Annotated in this window: 18 protein-coding genes; 10 read left to right on the top strand and 8 right to left on the bottom strand. The window is 61.4% G+C overall.

The window, feature by feature from the left end; genetic code table 11:
- On the top strand, window positions 1–1,257 hold a 1,257-nt coding region (locus tag ACMX25_RS37335; RefSeq protein WP_414950301.1), incomplete at its 5' end, for an ISL3 family transposase.
- A gap of 69 nt (window positions 1,258–1,326) precedes the next feature.
- Here ACMX25_RS37335 and ACMX25_RS37340 read toward each other — a convergent pair.
- From ACMX25_RS37340 to ACMX25_RS37375, 8 genes are all read right to left on the bottom strand, one after another.
- Window positions 1,327–1,725 carry a type II toxin-antitoxin system VapC family toxin gene (locus tag ACMX25_RS37340; RefSeq protein WP_414954889.1) on the bottom strand — a complete coding sequence of 133 codons (399 nt, stop codon included), beginning with the start codon at window positions 1,723–1,725 and terminating at the stop codon, window positions 1,327–1,329.
- Window positions 1,722–1,973 (bottom strand): AbrB/MazE/SpoVT family DNA-binding domain-containing protein, encoded by a 252-nt coding sequence (locus tag ACMX25_RS37345; RefSeq protein ID WP_414954890.1) that lies wholly within the window; start codon window positions 1,971–1,973, stop codon window positions 1,722–1,724. The genes ACMX25_RS37340 and ACMX25_RS37345 overlap by 4 nt, the downstream gene beginning before the upstream one ends.
- 220 nt (window positions 1,974–2,193) lie before the next feature.
- Window positions 2,194–2,484 (bottom strand): hypothetical protein, encoded by a 291-nt coding sequence (locus ACMX25_RS37350; RefSeq protein ID WP_414954924.1) that lies wholly within the window; start codon window positions 2,482–2,484, stop codon window positions 2,194–2,196.
- 134 nt (window positions 2,485–2,618) lie between these two features.
- On the bottom strand, window positions 2,619–3,710 hold the full coding sequence (locus tag ACMX25_RS37355) for a porin (RefSeq protein WP_414954891.1): 1,092 nt from the start codon (window positions 3,708–3,710) through the stop codon (window positions 2,619–2,621).
- A 205-nt stretch (window positions 3,711–3,915) separates the two neighbouring features.
- Complete coding sequence (locus tag ACMX25_RS37360) at window positions 3,916–4,959, bottom strand: porin (protein ID WP_414954892.1); 1,044 nt, start codon at window positions 4,957–4,959, stop codon at window positions 3,916–3,918.
- Between the two features lie 233 nt (window positions 4,960–5,192).
- The gene (locus ACMX25_RS37365) at window positions 5,193–6,590 is read right to left on the bottom strand and encodes a uracil-xanthine permease family protein (protein WP_414954893.1); all 1,398 of its coding nucleotides are present in this window, start codon (window positions 6,588–6,590) and stop codon (window positions 5,193–5,195) included.
- A 162-nt stretch (window positions 6,591–6,752) separates the two neighbouring features.
- Window positions 6,753–8,051 carry an MFS transporter gene (locus ACMX25_RS37370; RefSeq protein WP_414954894.1) on the bottom strand — a complete coding sequence of 433 codons (1,299 nt, stop codon included), beginning with the start codon at window positions 8,049–8,051 and terminating at the stop codon, window positions 6,753–6,755.
- A 386-nt stretch (window positions 8,052–8,437) separates the two neighbouring features.
- Complete coding sequence (locus ACMX25_RS37375; protein WP_414954895.1) at window positions 8,438–9,121, bottom strand: GntR family transcriptional regulator; 684 nt, start codon at window positions 9,119–9,121, stop codon at window positions 8,438–8,440.
- A 140-nt stretch (window positions 9,122–9,261) separates the two neighbouring features.
- Here ACMX25_RS37375 and ACMX25_RS37380 point away from each other — a divergent pair, with 140 nt between their 5' ends.
- The 9 genes from ACMX25_RS37380 to ACMX25_RS37420 all read left to right on the top strand — a co-directional run bounded on the left by ACMX25_RS37380 (window position 9,262) and on the right by ACMX25_RS37420 (window position 18,389).
- Complete coding sequence (locus ACMX25_RS37380; RefSeq protein ID WP_414954896.1) at window positions 9,262–9,666, top strand: carboxymuconolactone decarboxylase family protein; 405 nt, start codon at window positions 9,262–9,264, stop codon at window positions 9,664–9,666.
- 168 nt (window positions 9,667–9,834) lie between these two features.
- Window positions 9,835–10,629, top strand: coding sequence for an alpha/beta fold hydrolase (locus ACMX25_RS37385; RefSeq protein ID WP_414954897.1), 795 nt, complete (start codon window positions 9,835–9,837; stop codon window positions 10,627–10,629).
- 113 nt (window positions 10,630–10,742) lie between these two features.
- Window positions 10,743–11,441 carry an SRPBCC family protein gene (locus tag ACMX25_RS37390; protein ID WP_414954898.1) on the top strand — a complete coding sequence of 233 codons (699 nt, stop codon included), beginning with the start codon at window positions 10,743–10,745 and terminating at the stop codon, window positions 11,439–11,441.
- 27 nt (window positions 11,442–11,468) lie between these two features.
- Window positions 11,469–12,362, top strand: a complete 894-nt coding sequence (locus ACMX25_RS37395) for an FAD binding domain-containing protein (RefSeq protein ID WP_414954899.1) — start codon at window positions 11,469–11,471, stop codon at window positions 12,360–12,362.
- 22 nt (window positions 12,363–12,384) lie between these two features.
- Window positions 12,385–12,897, top strand: a complete 513-nt coding sequence (locus ACMX25_RS37400; protein ID WP_414954900.1) for a (2Fe-2S)-binding protein — start codon at window positions 12,385–12,387, stop codon at window positions 12,895–12,897.
- A gap of 4 nt (window positions 12,898–12,901) precedes the next feature.
- The gene (locus tag ACMX25_RS37405; RefSeq protein WP_414954901.1) at window positions 12,902–15,268 is read left to right on the top strand and encodes a xanthine dehydrogenase family protein molybdopterin-binding subunit; all 2,367 of its coding nucleotides are present in this window, start codon (window positions 12,902–12,904) and stop codon (window positions 15,266–15,268) included.
- Between the two features lie 64 nt (window positions 15,269–15,332).
- On the top strand, window positions 15,333–16,061 hold the full coding sequence (locus tag ACMX25_RS37410; RefSeq protein ID WP_414954902.1) for an enoyl-CoA hydratase/isomerase family protein: 729 nt from the start codon (window positions 15,333–15,335) through the stop codon (window positions 16,059–16,061).
- A gap of 83 nt (window positions 16,062–16,144) precedes the next feature.
- Window positions 16,145–17,812 (top strand): UbiD family decarboxylase, encoded by a 1,668-nt coding sequence (locus ACMX25_RS37415; RefSeq protein WP_414954903.1) that lies wholly within the window; start codon window positions 16,145–16,147, stop codon window positions 17,810–17,812.
- The gene (locus ACMX25_RS37420; protein WP_414954904.1) at window positions 17,799–18,389 is read left to right on the top strand and encodes a UbiX family flavin prenyltransferase; all 591 of its coding nucleotides are present in this window, start codon (window positions 17,799–17,801) and stop codon (window positions 18,387–18,389) included. The genes ACMX25_RS37415 and ACMX25_RS37420 overlap by 14 nt, the downstream gene beginning before the upstream one ends.
- Window positions 18,390–18,425: the final 36 nt, after the last annotated feature.

Here is an 18,425-nt window from a genome sequence, read left to right on the forward strand (position 1 = left end):
TTGTTGCTCATGCTTTTGACTCGTCTGCTTAATGCCTGCCACCATTTCCCTGGCTTCGTCTACGGTACCGCGCGCTTGTGCATGCATAGCAATACTATCGAGATCGATGTGCGCCCGCGCAAAGGCTCCAGAGCGTGCTGCTCAGGATGCCATCAACCCGCCAGGGGCTACGACCAACTGCCCCAACGCCGCTTCGAGTTCATCCCGATCTGGGGCTTTGCGGTGTTTTTACTGTACAGCATGAGGCGCGTGGAATGCAGGCGATGTGGGGTCAAGGTAGAGGAGGTGCCCTGGGCAATGGGCAAGCACCAGTTGACCAGGGCGTACATGCTGTACTTGGCGCACTGGGCGCGCAAGCTTTCATGGAAGGACACGGCACAGTCCTTCCACACCAGTTGGGAGAAGGTCCAACAGGCCGTGGCCTATGTCGTGCAATGGGGTCTGGAGCATCGCGAGCTGGGGCATATCCGGGCCATCGGCGTGGACGAAATCGCCTACGGTCGTGGTCATGAGTATCTGACACTGGTCTACCAGATCGAGGCGGGCTGCACGCGCCTGCTCTGGGTGGGCGAGAAGCGCACCAAAGAAGCGTTCCAGAAGTTCTTCGATATGATCGGCACGGAACTGGCGCAGGGCATCGAGTTTGTGTGTTCGGACATGTGGAAACCCTATCTGGACATGATCAAACTGCATTGCACAGGGGCGCTGAACATTCTGGACCGCTTTCACATCGTCGCTAAACTCAATCTTGCCATCGACGAGGTCCGTGCGGGCGAAGCACGCCAACTGGTCAAGGACGGCTACGAGCCGGTGCTTAAGAAGTCGCGCTGGTGTCTGCTCAAGCGCCCGGGGAACCTGACCGACTCCCAGCGCATCAAGCTGCGTGAGGTGCTGCGCTATAACCTCAAGAGCGTACGGGCCTACCTCTTCAAAGAATACTTCCAGCAATTCTGGGACTACGAGTCACCCGCATGGGCAGGCAAATTCCTGGATCAGTGGTGCAGCGAGGTCATGCGCTCGCGCATCGACCCGCTCAAGAAATTCGCTCGCACAGTACGCACCCATCGAGAGCTGTTGCTCAACTATTTCCGGGCGCGAAAGGCGTTCTCCAGTGGCATCGTTGAGGGACTGAACAACAAAGCCAAAGTCACTATGAGAAAAGCCTATGGATATCGCACCTTCAAAATGACGGAACTCTCGCTATATCACGTACTTGGCAAACTTCCTGAGCCAGAACTCGCCCATAGATTTTACTGACGGACCATTTAATTAGGCTTTCTCTGGATATGGCAATTACGGTCCCGCCTATTACCTACGACGCAACCGTCATGCGAGTAGACGCGCAGCCTTGCTCTGAGCCGTCAGGCGCTTCACCGCCTTTTTGTCGAATGACACGAACGTTTCGCCACCCAGCCATCGCCCTTCGTACGCAATTACACCATCGGCGAAGTCGCCCCCGGCATCTAGGAGCGCAAGCCCGGCTTCGACAGCGGGACGGTTCACCACAACAATCGCGGCATTAGTCAGGCGCCACACAGCATCGGCAATCTCATCGAACGCGATTTTGTAACCTTGCGAGAGTACCCACACCAGTTCGCATAGCGACGGCAGTGCGATCGCGACAAGTTCGGCCGCCGCGAGCTCCGCTTGCGCGAGCGAACTTTGCTGCTCGTCATCGCCGATCATTGCACGCACAAGGACATTCGTATCGGCCGTAATCTTCATCGCTTGTCGGCCCAACCTTTTGCCGCCAAATCATTTATCTCGTCGATTGACAGCGCGGGCCGGTTGTCTCTTTTCAAAAGGTTAAAAACCACGCTGATTGGCTCGCTGGCGTGCACCGCGCTGACTACCACCCGGCCGTCCGGCAGCTTATCAACCGAAATCCGCTGTCCAGGTTGAACGCCCAGATGATCTAATACATCCTTTCGCAAGGTGACCTGCCCTTTCGATGTCACGGTTAACGTACTCATCACAACCCCTCCGAAAAGGCCTATGTAAGGCAATTTAGCCTTACACTCAAGTGTAGCAAGAGGTATGCAAATCTCTGATAGCGGACAGCCGGTTTTATCAGGACCATCCATATATATAGCCCTTGAATCTCATTGATTAGCACTTATTTTCGAATTTATTCGAAAAACTCGCACTAAATTGTGCTTGTCGGTGATCATAAAATCTGTCAAATTATAGAAATTAGATCGATCGTATCGCCTTGCAACATACCGGATTCGATGTGCTCCCGGAACAACTCAAAACCGCACCCGCGCGACCGCAGTACGTTGACGATGCTGTGAGCCACGCCAGTTTCCGATGCAGCGCGGTCCCCGGGTATGACAGCGACTGATGACTCGACGCGTAGAACAATTCAGGCCGGTTGAAGAACGCGGCTTGTGTGCCGTCGTCATTATGGGCATCGAAATCGACGACCGCGACGCGTTCGAGCTGGAATGTTTTCAGCGCATATCCGCGCGACCCGCATTGAATACTCGTCGCTCATCGGGATCAGTCAAGCGAAGACTACGGCCGAAACCCTCGATGTCCTGCTTGGTTCAAATACACGGGGCGGGATCACAGGTTCATACATGCCTCCCTCACATCCAGCTTGTGATTAGCGAGTCTCAGAAGAAGTGGTTCATGCCGAACGAGATGCCTGTCTGTTTGTCATGCCCGGAAGGGTTCAGCGTTGCATTGGTCACGTAGCCACCCGTGAAATGCGTGTAGTCGATATCGGCGTAAAGTTCAGTGCTTTTCGACAGCGCGTAGCTGATGCCCAGAATGGCGACGTCCTTTCTCCCGTCCACGCCGTTCGTCGCGTTCTTGTTGTCGTAATACGCGCCCGTTACGTTGAAGTCCGGCAAGGCCTGATAGCGAAATCCGCCCCACAGGTATTGATTGCGCGTCTTGCTGTGCACCGTGGACGGAACGGATTGTGTTGCGAGCGAATAGCCGCTCATCAGTTCAACCGGGCCGATCGTCACGGCACCGCCCGCCGTGTATTGATCGTTGGCAAAAAAAGTGTTCGATGTGGCAGAAAACGGGTTCGAACGATGCGTATAGCCTGCACCGAACTTGAACATCTTGGTGTGATAGTTCACGCCGCCCGCGAGCATGGTGCCGCTGGCGAGACTGCCTGCCACACCGCCCGGTGCGTAGACCGCACGAGCCGTCCATGGACCGAAGTCGCCGTGGTAGTGGATAGCATTGTCGTCGCGGCCACTGGTGCCGCCCGAGATCGCCGCCGCTTCGGTAATGCCCAGATAGTGCAGGTCGAACGGCTCGAAGTCCTTGATCAGCCGGTGCTGCAGCGTGAACTGATGGCCTATGTTGACCTGGCCGAACGGGCCCCCCAACCCGACCGTCGACGTCCGCTGAAACTCCTGATTCGTCGTGCTACTGTTGGCGCCCGTCGAGAGAATGTAGCCCGCTTCCAGATTGAACCGGACGTAGTACCCACCGCCCAGGTCCTCGATGCCGAGAAACCCCCAGCGATTCGACTTGTAGACACCGTTCGATGCCATCGTCAGCGCCGCGCCGCCTCCCTTTGTGCCGCCAACCACATTGCGCAGGCCGCCGTCCAGCGAGCCATACAACGTAACGCTACTTTGTGCATGAGCGGCGCCGCCTGAAAGCCCCAATAGGGTCATGACGGCCACCGAGCCCCTCAAACCAATCCTGCGCGCGCCGCTACCTGCTGCTCCAATCTCAAACATATCTCCTCCGTTGACATCGTTAAATTCGTCGGGCCGGGTATGTGCCGTACGCTGCATTTCCCGTGTCGTAAGCCGTGGATTGCCCACAGATCGAGTTCGAACTGCGGGCAACGACCGGCCATCCTGCTGTCTGAATTCGCGCGACCGCCTCTCTCCCGCGGAGCTTAGTCAGCAGGTCTCGCGGATCGTCGGCACCGGCAATCGATCAGAACTGCGTACGCAAACCGCCGCCGATCGTGGTGCCGTTCGACATCCTGCTTGCGCGATCGGACAGCACCGCCGCATAGATATCGGTGCGCGTCGAAAGCGGATAGTCATACGAGAGCGCCCAGGTGTTGCGATAAACCAAGCTATGGCCGGAACTCTTCGAATACGCGTCCGAGCCAAGGATCCGGCCGATGCCCACTGGAATCGCGAAGCCGATCTGGCCGGTATCGATTCCAACGTTGCCATTCGAGATCGAATCCCAGACGTGCTGGTACTGGCCATACAGCTTCACGAAGTTCAGGTCGTACGACACGCCAAAGTTCGCCACCGACTGCGTCGTCAGTCCCGGTAGCACGGTGCCGAGGTCGCCAGCGTTCAGGCTGTACTTGATCTGCTGATACACAACCGACGTCGCGAAACCGCCGTTGTTGTACGAGACCTGGCCGCTCCACTTGTTCTGGCCGAGATGGCCCGGGTCGTTGCCGAACGAGTACATTGCACGCCCGACGAGTCCGTTAAACGACGGCGACGCGTAGTACACGGAGTTCCACCACTCGCCTGCATTGCCGAATACGCCTTGGCCATTCACGCCGACGTAGCTGTGCAGCACGATCGGCGAAAATACGAATGAGTTCCAGAATGGATTGAATGTAATTGTCGAAAACCACAGCAGCGGCGGAATCAGGCCGGCAGTCGCCGTACCGTATTGGCCGCTCGCGCCAACGTACGCGTTGCGCGAGAACAGGCCGTCATGCGGGAAACCAGTGCGGCCCATCGAGCCGTTCTGGACGTTGAAATAGCCTTCGAGGTCGAAGATGACCTTCGTACCGCCACCGACGTCCTCCGACCCGCGTAGACCAAAGTACGGTGCCGTCATGCCACCGTTGCCCGCGATCACACTCGACTGACCGTTCATCGGCTTCTTGTAGCCGATGAACGCATCGAGAAGCCCGTAGAGCTGAACGCTTGATTGCGAATGGGCTGCCTCAGCGAATAGTGCTGCGCCGAGAATGAGCGCTTTCATCCCCATCTTTATTTTCATCTATGTCTCCTACCTCTCCAAACCCTGGATTTATGGCTGCGAAGCGGCGCGTTTTCGCACACGTTGGCCCGTGTCGAGTGGCGTTCCGAAGGCTAGCTCTCTTATTGATATGTACTACAAAATATAAGATATATGCTGCCGGGTTGTCTCGATCCGGATACACGATCTTCAGAAATAACAGCGCGTCGAAGAGTCCGCCCGGGCAGCCCGCCCGGGCATCTTTACGGCCTTGCCTAGGCCTGGTTCTGTGCGGGGGCACGCGCGGCCGGCGACGTGTTCGACGGCTGCTGCTTCGAGCAAAGCAGCGTGTGCAATATGACGAGCGTGAGCCCGCCCGAGATCACCGGTTGCTGAAGCACGAGCTGGAGCATCAGCGGCATCGCATGAATGACATCGGGTGATATGAAGAGACCGCCGAGGCCAACGACAAACGCCAGTCCCGACGCAATCAGCCGGCGATCGTCCCACTCGACCTGCGCGAGAATGTGCACGCCATGCATGAAGACGATGCCGAACAGTAACGTCGCAGCAGCCGAAATCACCGGAATCGGCACGACGACCAGCAGCATGTCGAACTTCACGCAGCCCCCGAGTACGATCAGGAGGATGCCTGCAGCGAGCGTCACGAAGCGCGAACCGACGCGCGTTGCGTGCAGAATACCGATGTTGTCCGGATACGCGATCGTGCTGAAGCCGCCCCACACTGCCGCGACAACTGAGCCGAGCGCGACGCCGAAAAGCCCTTCGGACATGCGACCCGGACTCAGCGTCTCATTGCCCCATTCGGCGACTGTCTGGTAGAGGGCCATCGATCCCATGCCCGCTGGAATCAGCACGAGCAGGAACACCGCAACGAGATCGGGGCGCATGCCGAAGCCGAACGGAAAGATGCGCGGCTCGACAATGAGCGGCGCGGCGGCTACCGCCGCGAACGAAACCGGCTGGAACAGGGTGTAGACCAGCGTGCCGAGCGCGAGGCCAAGCAGGATCGCGACGCGACGCAGCCGACGGCCGCCCCACAGCATCGCGTAGACAATACCGGCCACCGCAACCGCGCCGGACACCAGGTTCACGACCGGAAACCCGGGCTGTTTAGGGTTGCCGATCCAGGTCGGCAACGCGACGCTGGCGATCTGCACCACGATCAACATCACGATCATCCCGGAGATGAGAGGCACGCGCAGATGCCGCGCGAACATGCCCGCCACGCTGCGTCCGCGGATCGGCACCGTGAGCAGGCACCAAATCAACGAAGCGACGAAGAACGACCCGAATGCCGTACCGAGGCCGCCCGACTGCAAATGACCGACCGTCAGGAGCGCACCGAAGCTGCCTGCGTAGGGACCCTGCGCGACCGGCAGGCGCAACAGGAGCACCGATTGCAGGATCGTGATGATCCCGCACGTCATGAAGGTCATCCCGTACAGGTACGCGATCTGCGGATCGGATAACTGAAATGCGCGGCCGAGCAGTCCCGGGAACACAAACATACCCGTCATTCCGAAAACGTTCTGCAGCGCGAGCACGGCCAGTTGCGGGAGCGGCAAGCGCTCGTTGATTCCGACGTCGAAGACGCGCGCGGACGGAAATTCTGCGCTGGCCTCTCGGATTGAAGCGTCGGGCTTTGGCATGTCTGTACTCAAGGTGTGTTCCAGTAGACCAAAAAAAGAAATGCTGCCTGGCGACGCGGACTGGGGCCGGCGGCGCACTTTCCCTTCAAGCGCCTTCGCAAGGAGGAAACACCGGCACCCGCGAGACGGACTACTCGGCCGCCCAGTTGTATTCAGTGATCCTCAGTTGTCGAGCGGAACGCCCTTTGTCTCCGGACCGAACCATATCGACACCATGCCAACGATAAAGAGCAGCGACACCGCCGCCGATGCTGCCGGAAACGAACCAAACTTCATCACTACCGCATTTCCGGCGATGGGACCAATACTTGTCAGCGCACGGGCCATGTTCCAGCAGAAGCCCTGCCCTGTCGCACGCACGCGGGTCGGGAAGAGCTCGGGCAAATAGGCGGCAAACGTGCCAAACGCGCCAATGACGAAGTATCCGTACACCGGCATCAGCCACAGTACCCGGCCAATGTCATGCACCGTCATGAACAGCACAAGCGAGACCACGAGCGACCCTGCCGAAAAGATGAAGTACGACATCCGGCGCCCGAGTGCGTCGAGCATCCAGATCAGCGTAAGGTAGCCGAGCGTCGCGCCGATCATCATGAGAATGAACGCGTAGCTGACCGTCTTGCTGATGTCGCCATGATCGCCGGCTACAACCGACAACTGATGAATCCAGCTCGGCAGAAACGTAAGACCGCCCCAGCAGCCAAGCATGGCAGCCGACGACACGATTACGCCGATGATCGTCTTGCGGCGTAATCCCGGCGCGAAGATGGCGGTAAAAGTTTGCCACGCCGATTCGGCTATGACGCTCTCGCGCACTTGCACCCAGCGTTGGGGCTCAGGCACGAAGCGGCGCACAAGAATTGTGACGAGTGCGGGCGCGGCGCCCACGCCGAGTACGATGCGCCAGCCGAAGCGGCCTAGCAGCAGATTGTCGAGCGCCGCCACGAGAAAGCCAAACGCGAACGCCATTTGCATGATCTGCATGGCGCGGGCGCGTTGCCGGCCGGGCCACGATTCGGCAACGAGCGCAGCCCCTGCCGCCCACTCACCGCCAATGCCAAAACCGGCCATCGCCTGCGCGATAGCAAGCTGGGACCACGTTTTCGAGAATGCGCTCAGCAGCGTGAAGGCCGCGTAGATGAGGATGGTCCAGCCCATGATGCGCGAGCGGCCAAACCGGTCGGCGGCCACGCCAAACAGCACACCGCCAATGCCCCATGTAAGCAGCTTGCCCGAGATGATGTAGCTGCCGATCTTGCTGATTTCTGTCGCGTCGGTACTGTGCAACAGTTGGCCGACGCTCGGCACGAGCACGAGCGTAAAGAGATTCAGGTCCATCGAATCGAACATCCAGCCGAGGAACGCCGAAATCAACGCCAGCCACTGATAGCGGGACAACTTGAATGCTTGTGGCTCGGCCGACTCCACCGGCGCCGCGTTGGCGCCCTGCGTTGTACCCATTGTTTCCGTCTCCTGATCTTCCGCCACAAGGGCGAGCGATTCGATTGATCCGGGTCATCTCGCCCGATTGATCATTTGGCGCAGTATAGCGTAATGCAATTAGATTGCAATACAGATGATTGTATTACTGTCTGGTGCAAGCCGCTGTGTGGGCATGATGCCCAAGGGCGTCGAAGCGAGGATCGGAAGAAATGGAAGGTTCCGTAGCGCGGGGGTCAGCTGCATCCGGGACGAATACACGCTGTGGACAGCGATGGCGACGAATCTGGAGGTAAAAACATCGCTTGGACCGCGTGCTCATCGGACCGGTCCGCGAAGCGACAATTTCACCCTCTGCCAAACGTAAAGGGCAAAAAACAAGTTGGCAGACAAGGCGTTTCGTGAACCTAACCAGCCACGGCGGCCAGTACCTGGACCGCAAGCCTTTCCGCCTGCTCTACATGGCGCTTGCACGCCGCCGCAGCCGCGTCGGCGTCGCGCCGCATTACTGCGTCGACGATCGTCGCGATTTCATCATAGCTTTGCGGAAGGCGTCCTTCCTGCGAGAGCGTCGTCGCGCGCAGCATCATCACTCGCGTATGGACGAGGCGTAGCATCTCCATGAGCACAGGATTGCCGGCGCCCTCAAGCATCACGTCATAGAAACGCGCTTTCTGTTTCAGGAAGAGCATGATGCCCTCCTGGCCTTGCATGTCCCGTATCAGCGCGAGCGGATTAAAAGCCTCCTTCAGTGCGACGCGCTGTTCGTCCGTCGCCCGCTCGGTGAACTGACGGCCCGCCAGCGCCTCAAGTACCGCGCGCACTTCATACAGACCTCTCGCCTCGTCTGCTGTCATCACGGAGACGATCGGACCTTTATGCGGAATGATCTGCACAAGCCCCTCGGCTACCAGTTGACTCAACGCCTCACGAATGAGCGTGCGGCTCACACCAAGCATTTCGCACAGCTCGCGCTCGATCAACCGGTCGCCTGGCTTGAAAGTCAGGTCGCTAATACATGCGCGCAAACCGTCGATCACCTGCTGGCGCAGCGTTGCCACCGACCGCACTACCAATCTGTTGGTGTTCATTCCATCCCTTTTGCCGTTTGAATTTAGTGGAGCCAAGCCCAACTTCGTAATACAATCATATTGACATTGCGAGACGAAGCTCCGATACTGCCTCTCATTATACAATCCTACAACAGCTGGACAAACCCGAAGGATACTCAATGGAAGACATCACGCTATCTGAACGTCGTGCCATCGGCGCAAAGATCCGAAAGGAAGTGCTGGGCTCGAGTCACACGCAGAGCAACGTCGCCCCCCATCTATTCGACACCGTCTTCCTTGAATACACGGAAGACGTATGCTGGGGCAACGTGTGGAATCGCCCGGGCCTCACGCGCCCAACACGCAGCATGCTGAATCTCGCGATGCTGGCGTCGCTCGGCCGCTGGCACGAGTTCGAAGTGCACACGCGCGGCGCGATAAACAACGGTGTGACGGAAGAGGAAATTGCCGAAGTGGTGCTGCAGGCCGGCGTCTATGCGGGCATTCCCGTCGCAGCCGAAGGGCTGCGTCGCGCGAAGGCGGTTGTGCTCGATCTGAAGGCAAAAGCTGCCGCTACCGCCTGAAGGCGGCTTGCGGTTCGTGAAGCGCGCGCCGCGATTGGTCATGTCATCCCAGGCGCGCATGCCTTGGTATTCCAGTGGGTTGCAGGCGTTTCGCGCGGTGGTTGCCGACCCGGTGGCCGATCGCGGATTGCATCTGTAACCCTCCTGCGCGCATTACTCGTATAGGTCATGTCTCAATCAACTTTCTGCGAAGTCCCAGCCGGCCGCATCGCCTACTCCCGTCGCGGCACGGGCCGGCCGCTGGTCCTGCTTCACCCGATCGGCGTTGATCGAAGCTGGTGGGACGAATACGTCGAGCACTGGGCCGCGTCATATGAGGTCATCACGATCGATATCCGCGGCCACGGAGACTCCAGCCTCGTCACCGCCCCCATCACGCTGGCCGATCATGCGACTGACGTCGCCGCAATGCTGCGCCAGGAACGCCTTACCGGTGCCACTCTCGCAGGCGTGTCGATGGGCGGCATGATTGCGCAACGTGTTGCGATCCAGTTCCCCGAGCTTGTTGACGCGCTGATTCTCTGCGGAACGGCCGGCGGATTTCCCGACGAAGCGCGCCCGCGCATTCTGGCACGCGGTGACATGAGCCGGCAAGGTTCGATGTCCGAAGTAATCGACGACACGATCACGCGCTGGTTCACCGCAGATACGCCGCGCCCCGATCTTATCCAGAAGTGCCGCACGCGGCTCGCTGCGGACGACTGGTATAGCTGGAGCGCAAATTGGCGAGCGATCTCGCTCCTCGACAATCTCAGCGAACTGCGAGACGTGCGGGCACCGGCGCTGGTCGTTGCGGGCGATGCCGATGCAAGTATTCCGCCAGCGGTGTCGCAGAAGATCGCCGAAGCGCTGCCCAATAGCCGTTTCGTCGTGGTGCCGGGCGCGGCGCACTTTGGAGCGTTCGACATGCGCGAAGTCTTTGCAACGGTATTCGACGATTTTCTGTCGACCGTCGCTCGATGAAATGAAACGCGAGCCCGCTTGCGCATAGGACAGTTTCACGCGCCGCGCGGCTTAAGTAGTGACTAAATAAGTGGGACGGCGCCAGCACGGGCCGATCGCTCCTAGGAGGCAGTATGGCAATCACAATCCGTTCGTCTTTTACCGTCGAAGCACCGCCCTCGGATGTCTGGAAGACCATGATCGACATCGAACGGTCTGCACCGTGTTTTCCGGGCGCGGAACTCAAGGAACAGCAGCCTGACGGCAGTTACAAGGGCGGCTTCACCGTCAAGCTCGGCCCGCTCACGCTGAAGTTCGCAGGCAAATTCAAGATTGCTGAACAGAACGACGCCGACCACACAGTCGTGGTGTCTGCAAGCGGTACCGACACGAAAGGCCGCGGCGGCGCCGATGCGCAGATCAACGCGGTCGTCACCGACTCGGGCGGCGGCAAGACCAAGGTCGACGTTGTCTCGGACGTCAATCTGTCGGGCACAGTCGCACAGTACGGTCGTGGCGCCGGGATGATCGAGGCGCTCTCGCAGCAGCTGCTGAACCAGTTCGCCAAGAACCTATCCGCACTCATCGAGGCGGACGCGGCGCACTACGCCCAGGCCGCTCCGGCCGCCACGCCAGACACCGATGGTGAACCGGGTGGGACGAACACGGCCGGTGAAGCAGCTGCACCCAGGCCAGCCACCGAAACGCGTCGGCCGCCGCTCGCAGCGGCACCCGTCGCGCCTCTTGACGCCGGCGCACTCGTGCGCCAGGCAATGTGGCAGTCGATCCGGAATTTCTTCGCGCGGCTCTTCGGGCGCAAGCAGCCCCGCTGAGGAAGCCACCGCACTATCGGAGCACGCATGAAACCCACTGAATTCCAGTATCACGCGCCGATCACCGTCGATGAAGCCGCGCAGTTGCTCGGCACGCTCGAGGATGCGAGGGTCCTCGCCGGCGGCCAGTCGCTGATGCCGATGATGAACTTCCGGTATCTGATGACGAGTCATCTGATCGACCTGAACGGCGTCGAGGCGCTGACCCGCATCGAAGAGCGCAATGGCCGCCTTCACATCGGCGCAATGGCGCGGCAGCGCGACATCGAACTGTCGCCGCTGGTCATGAAGCGCGCGCCGCTGATCCGCGAGGCTTACCAGCTCGTTAGCCACAAGCAGATCCGCAACCGCGGCACGCTCGGCGGCAGCCTGTGCCAGCTGGACCCGTCGTCGGAGCAGCCATGCTTCACCGCCGCACTTGACGGTGTCCTGACGATCGCCCGCTACGAAGACGGCGCAGTCACGACCCGCGAGCTACCGATGTCCGACTGGGCGATGATGTACATGACGCCCGCGCTTGAAGAAGGCGACCTGCTCGCCGGCATCTCGCTCGAGATCTGGCCCGAAGGCCATGGCTACGCATTCGAAGAGTTCGCGCGGCGCCATGGCGATTACGCCATCGTCGGCGCTGCGGCGCTCTGCACCGCAGATCCGCAAGGGCGCCTCGACCGCGTTTCGCTGACGATCTGCGGCGTCGCCCCCGGCCCCGTGCGGATGCACGAGGTCGAGACCGCCCTGCGCGGCCGCCCGATGGATGAAAGCGCGCTGCGCATCGCGAGCGACGCCGCGCGTGCGCTCGACGTGATGACCGACGCGCACGTGAGTACCGACTACCGTCAGCATCTCGCCGGCGTCCTGACCGAAAGAGCGCTGAAGACAGCGTTCTCGCGCGTCGCAGGACAGACAGCAAGACAATCATAGAGTGACAAAAAAGGAGATGGACATGGAGACTCGTACCGTCAAAGTCGTCGTGAACGGCACCGCTTACGAGCGCGAGGTCGAACCGCGCCTCATGCTCGGTGACTTCCTGCGTCACCACCTTTATCTCACCGGCACGCACTACGGTTGCGAGCACGGTGTATGCGGCGCCTGCACCGTGCTGCTGGAAGGCCGCACTGCGCGCGCTTGCCTGACGCTCGCGGCCCAGGTCAACGGCCGCTCGCTGACCACCGTCGAAGGACTTGCTCACGCCGATGGCACGCTCAACGAACTGCAAAAAGCCTTTACCGAAACACACGCGCTGCAATGCGGGTTCTGTACGCCTGGCATGCTGATGACGCTGACCGAACTGCTGAACGAAACGGATGCGCCAACCGAAGCCGAGATCCGCGAAGCGATCACGGGCAATCTGTGCCGCTGCACGGGCTACCAGCCGATCGTCGCGGCTGCCCTGCTCGCCGCGCAGCGCATCCGCGATCAGCGTGCCGCTTTACCGACGGCACAAGCTACGGAGTAACACGATGGAAATTTCCGACCTGAAAGGTGCGCCCACCGACCAGCGCTACATCGGCAAGCGCATCCTGCGTACCGAGGACAAAAAGCTGCTGCAAGGCCAGGGTTCCTACGTGGACGACGTGCACCTGCCGAACATGTTGCAGGCCGCGGTGCTGCGCAGCCCGCACGCGCACGCGAAGATCGTCTCGATCGACTGCACGGCCGCCCGCGAGCTCAAGGGTGTGCACGCGGTCTACACGCACGCGGACCTGACTGGCCGTGCACGAGGCCGCGCGCCCTCGATGCTGCCGAACCCGGCGATCCGCTTTGAGCGCACCCAGGAACTGCTCACCTCGACGGAAGTCACGTTCGCGGGCGAAGCGGTGGCGTTCGTCGTCGCGGACAATCGCTATATCGCGGAAGATGCCTGCGGCCTGATCGAGATCGAGTACGACACGCTTCCCGCCGTCGCCGAGTGCCGTGACGGACTGCGCGCCGAGTCGCCGCTCTGTCACACCGACGCGAAAGACAATGTCGTCGCGCATATCGACATGGGTTTCGGTGACATCGACGCGGCCTTCAACAATGCGCCGCATGTCGTCGAGGAAACGTACTGGCAAAACCGCGGGTCCGCGCATCCGATGGAGACGCGTGGTTATCTCGCCGAATATCACGCGACCAACGGAGAGTTGACCGTCTGGTCGTCGGGTCAGGCGCCGCACCACGAGAAGAAGAACCTTGTTGAGCTGCTCGAGTGGGATGCCGAGAAGCTGCGCGTACTGATGAACGACGTCGGCGGCGGCTTCGGTCCGAAGCTGCCCTTCTATCCCGAAGAGGCGCTAGTCGCGATCGCGGCGGTTGCGCTCAAGCGTCCTGTCAAATGGATCGAGGACCGGCGCGAGCATTTCCTCGCAGTCACGCAGGAGCGCGACCAGTGGTGGACCGTGCGAATCGCGCTCGAAAACAATGGCAAGATCCGCGGCGTAAAGCTCGAGATGGTGCACGACAACGGCGCGTTCCTGCCGTGGGGCATCATCACGCCATACATCTCCATCACGACGACGCCCGGCCCCTACGTGATCCCGGCGATGGCCGCAAAGCTCGACGTCGTCTACACGAACAAGTGCGCAACCTCGCCGGTACGCGGCGCAGGCCGTCCTCAGGCAGTGTTCGCCATGGAACGGATTCTCGACAAGGCCGCGCGCGCACTCGGCATGGACCGCGCCGAGCTGCGCTGGCGCAACCTGATCCAGCCGGAGCAGATGCCCTATGACGCGGGCTTCATCTATCGCGACGGCAGCCCGCTGCGTTACGACAGCGGCGACTATCCGGCTTGTCAAAAAGCAGCGCTCGAGCGCGCGAACTACGCGAGCTTTGCCGCGCGCAAGGCCGGGGCACGCCGCCAGGGCCGTTTCGTTGGCATCGGCATGGCGAGTTTCGTCGAAGGCACGGGCATGGGCCCGTTCGAGGGCGCAACGGTGCGCGTGCAAGCGAACGGCCGCGTCGTCGTGATCACCGGCGCATCGCCGCAAGGTCAGGGCCACAAGACGACCTTCGCGCAGATCTGCGCCGAACAGCTGAACGTGCCGCTTGAAACAATCGACGTCGTTACCGGAGACACCGGTGGCATCTCGATGGGCGTCGGTACGTTCGCGAGCCGCGTGACGGTCAACGCCGGCAACTCGGTCTACATCGCCGCCCAGGCCGTGGGCGAGAAGATGCTCACGCTCGCTGCCCACCTGTGGAAGTGCGAAACCGACGATCTCGTGCTCGTGGAGGGCCACGTGGCGCGCCGCTCGGGCATCGAACAGCGCATGAGCTACGGCGAGCTCGCGAAGATCTCGCAGGGCATGCCGGGCTTCACGATGCCGAAGGGTCTCACCGCCGGCCTTGAGGAGACGAAATACTTCTCGCCCGCGCAGTCGACGTACTGCAACGGCACGGCCGTCGTCGAACTCGAGGTCGATCGCGAAACCGGCCACATCACGATCCTCAATTACGTGATGGCGCACGACTCGGGCAAGCTCATCAATCCGATGATCGTCGACGGCCAGATCATCGGCTCGGTTGCGCACGGCATTGGCAATGCGACGCTCGAATGGATGCAGTACGACGAGAACGCGCAGCCGACCACGACGAACTTCGGCGAATACCTGCTGCCGATGGCGACCGACGTGCCGAACATCGACATCGTGCACCTCGAAACACCGTCGCCGCTGAATCCGCTCGGCGTCAAGGGCGCGGGCGAAGGCGGCACGATTCCGGCCGCCGCGGCAATCGTCGGGGCGATCGAGGACGCACTCTCGGAATACGGCGTCGAATTCACCGAAGCACCGCTCGTACCGCAGCGTGTGTTCCAGAAACTCAAAGAGGCCGGCGCCTACGCGCGCTGACCTGCGCGGGCGCTCGCTCATCGCGGGCGCCCATCCCTGTTTTCATTGTTTGGACCTTTTCTCCATGACGACCGAATTCACCGCAGCGCTCCACGATTCCGAATACCGGATCACCCTTGGCCAGCCGGACTTGGGCAACACGCTGACGCTCGACGCAATGCGCGCGCTCGCCGCCGAGATCCGCAAGGCCGGCAGCGACAGTGCCGTGAAAATCATCAGGCTCCGCGCGTCCGGTCCCGCGTTCTGCCGCGGCCGCGCGGTCGGCGCACCGCCCTCCACGCCGCCGACGGCCGCGCAGTTCCGCCGCAACGTGGCCGATCCGATTCTCGACGTCTACCGTGCGATGCACGAAAGCGAAGTGCCGCTCCTCGCCGAAGTCCAAGGCGATGCGGAAGGTTTTGGCTGTGCGCTCGTCACCGCGTGCGACATGGCCGTCGCCTCGGACAGCGCACGCTTCAACCTTCCCGAGTTGCAGAAAAACCTGCCGCCGACGCTCGTGCTGTCCGTGCTGCGCCACAAGGTGCCGCCGAAAGCGTCCGCGCACATGGTCTACCTGACGGAGACCATCGACGCCGCGAATGCGCGCGAGTGGGGCATCGTCGCCGAGGTCGTGCCGGCTGCGGCCCTAAGCGAACGCGCGGACGCGATGGTCGCCTCGATCTGCACGCGCGACCGGATTGCCATCGCGGCGCTGAAGACGTACTTCCGCGAGATCACGATTCCCGACTTCTCGCTCGCAAGCGAAGTGGCGGGAGCGTCGCTCGCGAACGCAATGACGTCGATGCGCCGCTGATCCGCCGATACCCCGCCCGCGCCGGGCAACACTTCAAGCAATAAGGGCGCCGCGCAACGTGGCGCCTCACGGGACCTCTAGCCATGGCTGATCAAGACACCACTTCCACGTTTTCCGCGAACACCGGTTACGCGGACTTGCACGAACACATCGCACGCCTCGACGCGGCAGGCCTCCTGTACCGGATCGACGAGCCGGTGAATAAAGACACGGAAATGCATCCGCTCGTGCGCTGGCAATTCCGCGGCGGCATTCCCGAAGCCGATCGGAAGGCGTTCCTCTTCACGAACATCGTCGACAGCAAGGGCCGCAAGTACGACATTCCGGTCATCATTGGCGGTATTGCCGCGAATCCGGAGATCTACCGGATCGGCATGAACGTGCCGACGCTCGATGACATCGGCGACGCCTGGAACCGCGCAATCGATAATCCGGTGCCGCCCGTCGTCGTTGAAAGCGGCCCCGTGCATGACATCGTGATCGAAGGTCGAGACCTCGAAGGTCCGGGCAACGGCCTCGAATCGCTGCCGCTGCCAATCTCGACGCCCGGCTTCGACGCCGCGCCTTACATGACGATGACCGGTGTGATCTCGCGCGATCCGGACACCGGCGTGCAGAACATGGGCACCTACCGCGGCCACCTGAAATCGGCGACACGCCTCGGCATGATGATGCTCGTGAACCTGCGCGCGGGCGGTCTCGACCACTGGCGCAAGTACGCGGCGAAGGGCGAGAAGATGCCGGTCGCCATCGTGCTCGGCGCACCTCCGCTCGTCGCGTTCCAGGGCCCGCAGAAGTTGCGTCCGAACGTCGATGAACTGAGCGTCGCAGGCGGTCTTGCCGGTGCGCCGATCCGCGTCGTCAAGGGCCGCACGGTGGACCTGCTGGTGCCCGCCGAGGCGGAAATCGTCGTCGAAGGTTACGTCGATCCGCAGTACCTCGAACCGGAAGGTCCCTTTGGCGAAAGCCACGGTTACGTCGCGCTCGAAGACTACAACCTGGTCATTGAAGTCACGGCGATCACGCGCCGCAAGGACGCGGTGCTGACATCGATCATCTCGCAGGTCACGCCGTCCGAATCGAGCGTCATCAAACGTCTCGCCTACGAGCCCATGTTCCTGCGCCACCTGCGCGACCACCTCGGCATTCGCGGCATCAAGAAGGTTTCGCTGCACGAGCCGCTCACGAACCTGCGCCGCTTCGTGTTCCTGCAGTTCGAGCGTGGCGCGAAGCGCACCGAGGTCTGGCGCGCGCTGTACGGCACGATGTCGCTGCAGGCCGCGATCGGCAAGTTCGTGATCGCGATCGACGACGACATCGATCCGAACAACGCAGATGCCGTGTTCTGGGCGATGGGCTATCGCTGCAATCCGGTCGAGGACGTGAAGATGATTCCGTACCGCGAGCCGGGCCACGGTCCACGCTCGGACCACGCAACAGGTCTCGATTCAGCCATGCTGATCGACGCTACGATGAAAACGCCGATGCCGCCGCTCGCGCTGCCAAAGAAGGAATACATGGAGAACGCGAAGGTGCTGTGGGAACGTCTCGGCCTGCCGAAGCTGACGCCTGAGTCGCCGTGGTACGGCTACTCGCTTGGCGACTGGACCGAGGAATGGGACCGCAACGCCGAGCAGGCGACGCGCGGCGAATGGATGCAGCGCGATGCGTCCTATCAGGCGCGCCGCCGCAGCGGCGTCGAGCCGAATTCGCCGGTGCGCGGCATCGAGGGCGATCGTGGCGACGAATAACAGTACTCCGGAGCGGATCATCGTCGGCATCACCGGCGCGTCCGGCGTGATCTACGGGATTCGCGCGCTCGAACTTCTCGCCGAGGCGGGCATCGAAACGCATCTCGTGATCAGCAAGGCCGCCGAGCTGACGATGACCTACGAAACCGACAACCGCGCCGCCGATCTGCGCGCGCGGGCGTCGAAATGGTATTCGCCCGCGGACATCGGCGCCGCCATTTCCTCGGGCTCGTTCAAGACAAAGGGAATGCTGATCGTGCCGTGCTCGGTGCGCTCGATGAGCGAGATCGCCACGGGCATCACGAGCTCGCTGATCAGCCGCGCAGCCGACGTCGTGTTGAAGGAGCGCCGCCGCCTCGTGCTCGGCGTGCGCGAAACGCCGCTGCACGGCGGACATCTGCGCACGCTCGTGCAGCTCTCCGACATGGGCGCGATCATCTCGCCGATCGTCCCGGCGTTCTATTCGAAGCCGAAAACGATCGCCGACATCGTCGATCACACGATAGGCCGCATGCTCGATCTGTTTGACATCGAAACCGGTGTGGTCAAGCGCTGGAAAGACCAGCAGCAGCCGTAAACCCCCGCGCCACCCGCTCCCCCACCTCACTCACAG

This window comes from Caballeronia eucalypticola (assembly GCF_047608185.1).
Classification (GTDB): domain Bacteria; phylum Pseudomonadota; class Gammaproteobacteria; order Burkholderiales; family Burkholderiaceae; genus Caballeronia.

Bases quoted from the DNA above. Each gene is read 5' to 3' on its own strand.
- ACMX25_RS37400 (WP_414954900.1), top strand. From the start codon at position 12,385: ATGGAGACTCGTACCGTCAAAGTCGTCGTGAACGGCACCGCTTACGAG.
- ACMX25_RS37380 (WP_414954896.1), top strand. From the start codon at position 9,262: ATGGAAGACATCACGCTATCTGAACGTCGTGCCATCGGCGCAAAGATC.
- ACMX25_RS37405 (WP_414954901.1), top strand. From the start codon at position 12,902: ATGGAAATTTCCGACCTGAAAGGTGCGCCCACCGACCAGCGCTACATC.
- ACMX25_RS37395 (WP_414954899.1), top strand. From the start codon at position 11,469: ATGAAACCCACTGAATTCCAGTATCACGCGCCGATCACCGTCGATGAA.
- ACMX25_RS37340 (WP_414954889.1), bottom strand. From the start codon at position 1,725: ATGAAGATTACGGCCGATACGAATGTCCTTGTGCGTGCAATGATCGGC.
- ACMX25_RS37390 (WP_414954898.1), top strand. From the start codon at position 10,743: ATGGCAATCACAATCCGTTCGTCTTTTACCGTCGAAGCACCGCCCTCG.
- ACMX25_RS37370 (WP_414954894.1), bottom strand. From the start codon at position 8,051: ATGGGTACAACGCAGGGCGCCAACGCGGCGCCGGTGGAGTCGGCCGAG.
- ACMX25_RS37375 (WP_414954895.1), bottom strand. From the start codon at position 9,121: ATGAACACCAACAGATTGGTAGTGCGGTCGGTGGCAACGCTGCGCCAG.
- ACMX25_RS37345 (WP_414954890.1), bottom strand. From the start codon at position 1,973: ATGAGTACGTTAACCGTGACATCGAAAGGGCAGGTCACCTTGCGAAAG.
- ACMX25_RS37365 (WP_414954893.1), bottom strand. From the start codon at position 6,590: ATGCCAAAGCCCGACGCTTCAATCCGAGAGGCCAGCGCAGAATTTCCG.
- ACMX25_RS37360 (WP_414954892.1), bottom strand. From the start codon at position 4,959: ATGAAAATAAAGATGGGGATGAAAGCGCTCATTCTCGGCGCAGCACTA.
- ACMX25_RS37410 (WP_414954902.1), top strand. From the start codon at position 15,333: ATGACGACCGAATTCACCGCAGCGCTCCACGATTCCGAATACCGGATC.
- ACMX25_RS37355 (WP_414954891.1), bottom strand. From the start codon at position 3,710: ATGTTTGAGATTGGAGCAGCAGGTAGCGGCGCGCGCAGGATTGGTTTG.
- ACMX25_RS37415 (WP_414954903.1), top strand. From the start codon at position 16,145: ATGGCTGATCAAGACACCACTTCCACGTTTTCCGCGAACACCGGTTAC.
- ACMX25_RS37385 (WP_414954897.1), top strand. From the start codon at position 9,835: ATGTCTCAATCAACTTTCTGCGAAGTCCCAGCCGGCCGCATCGCCTAC.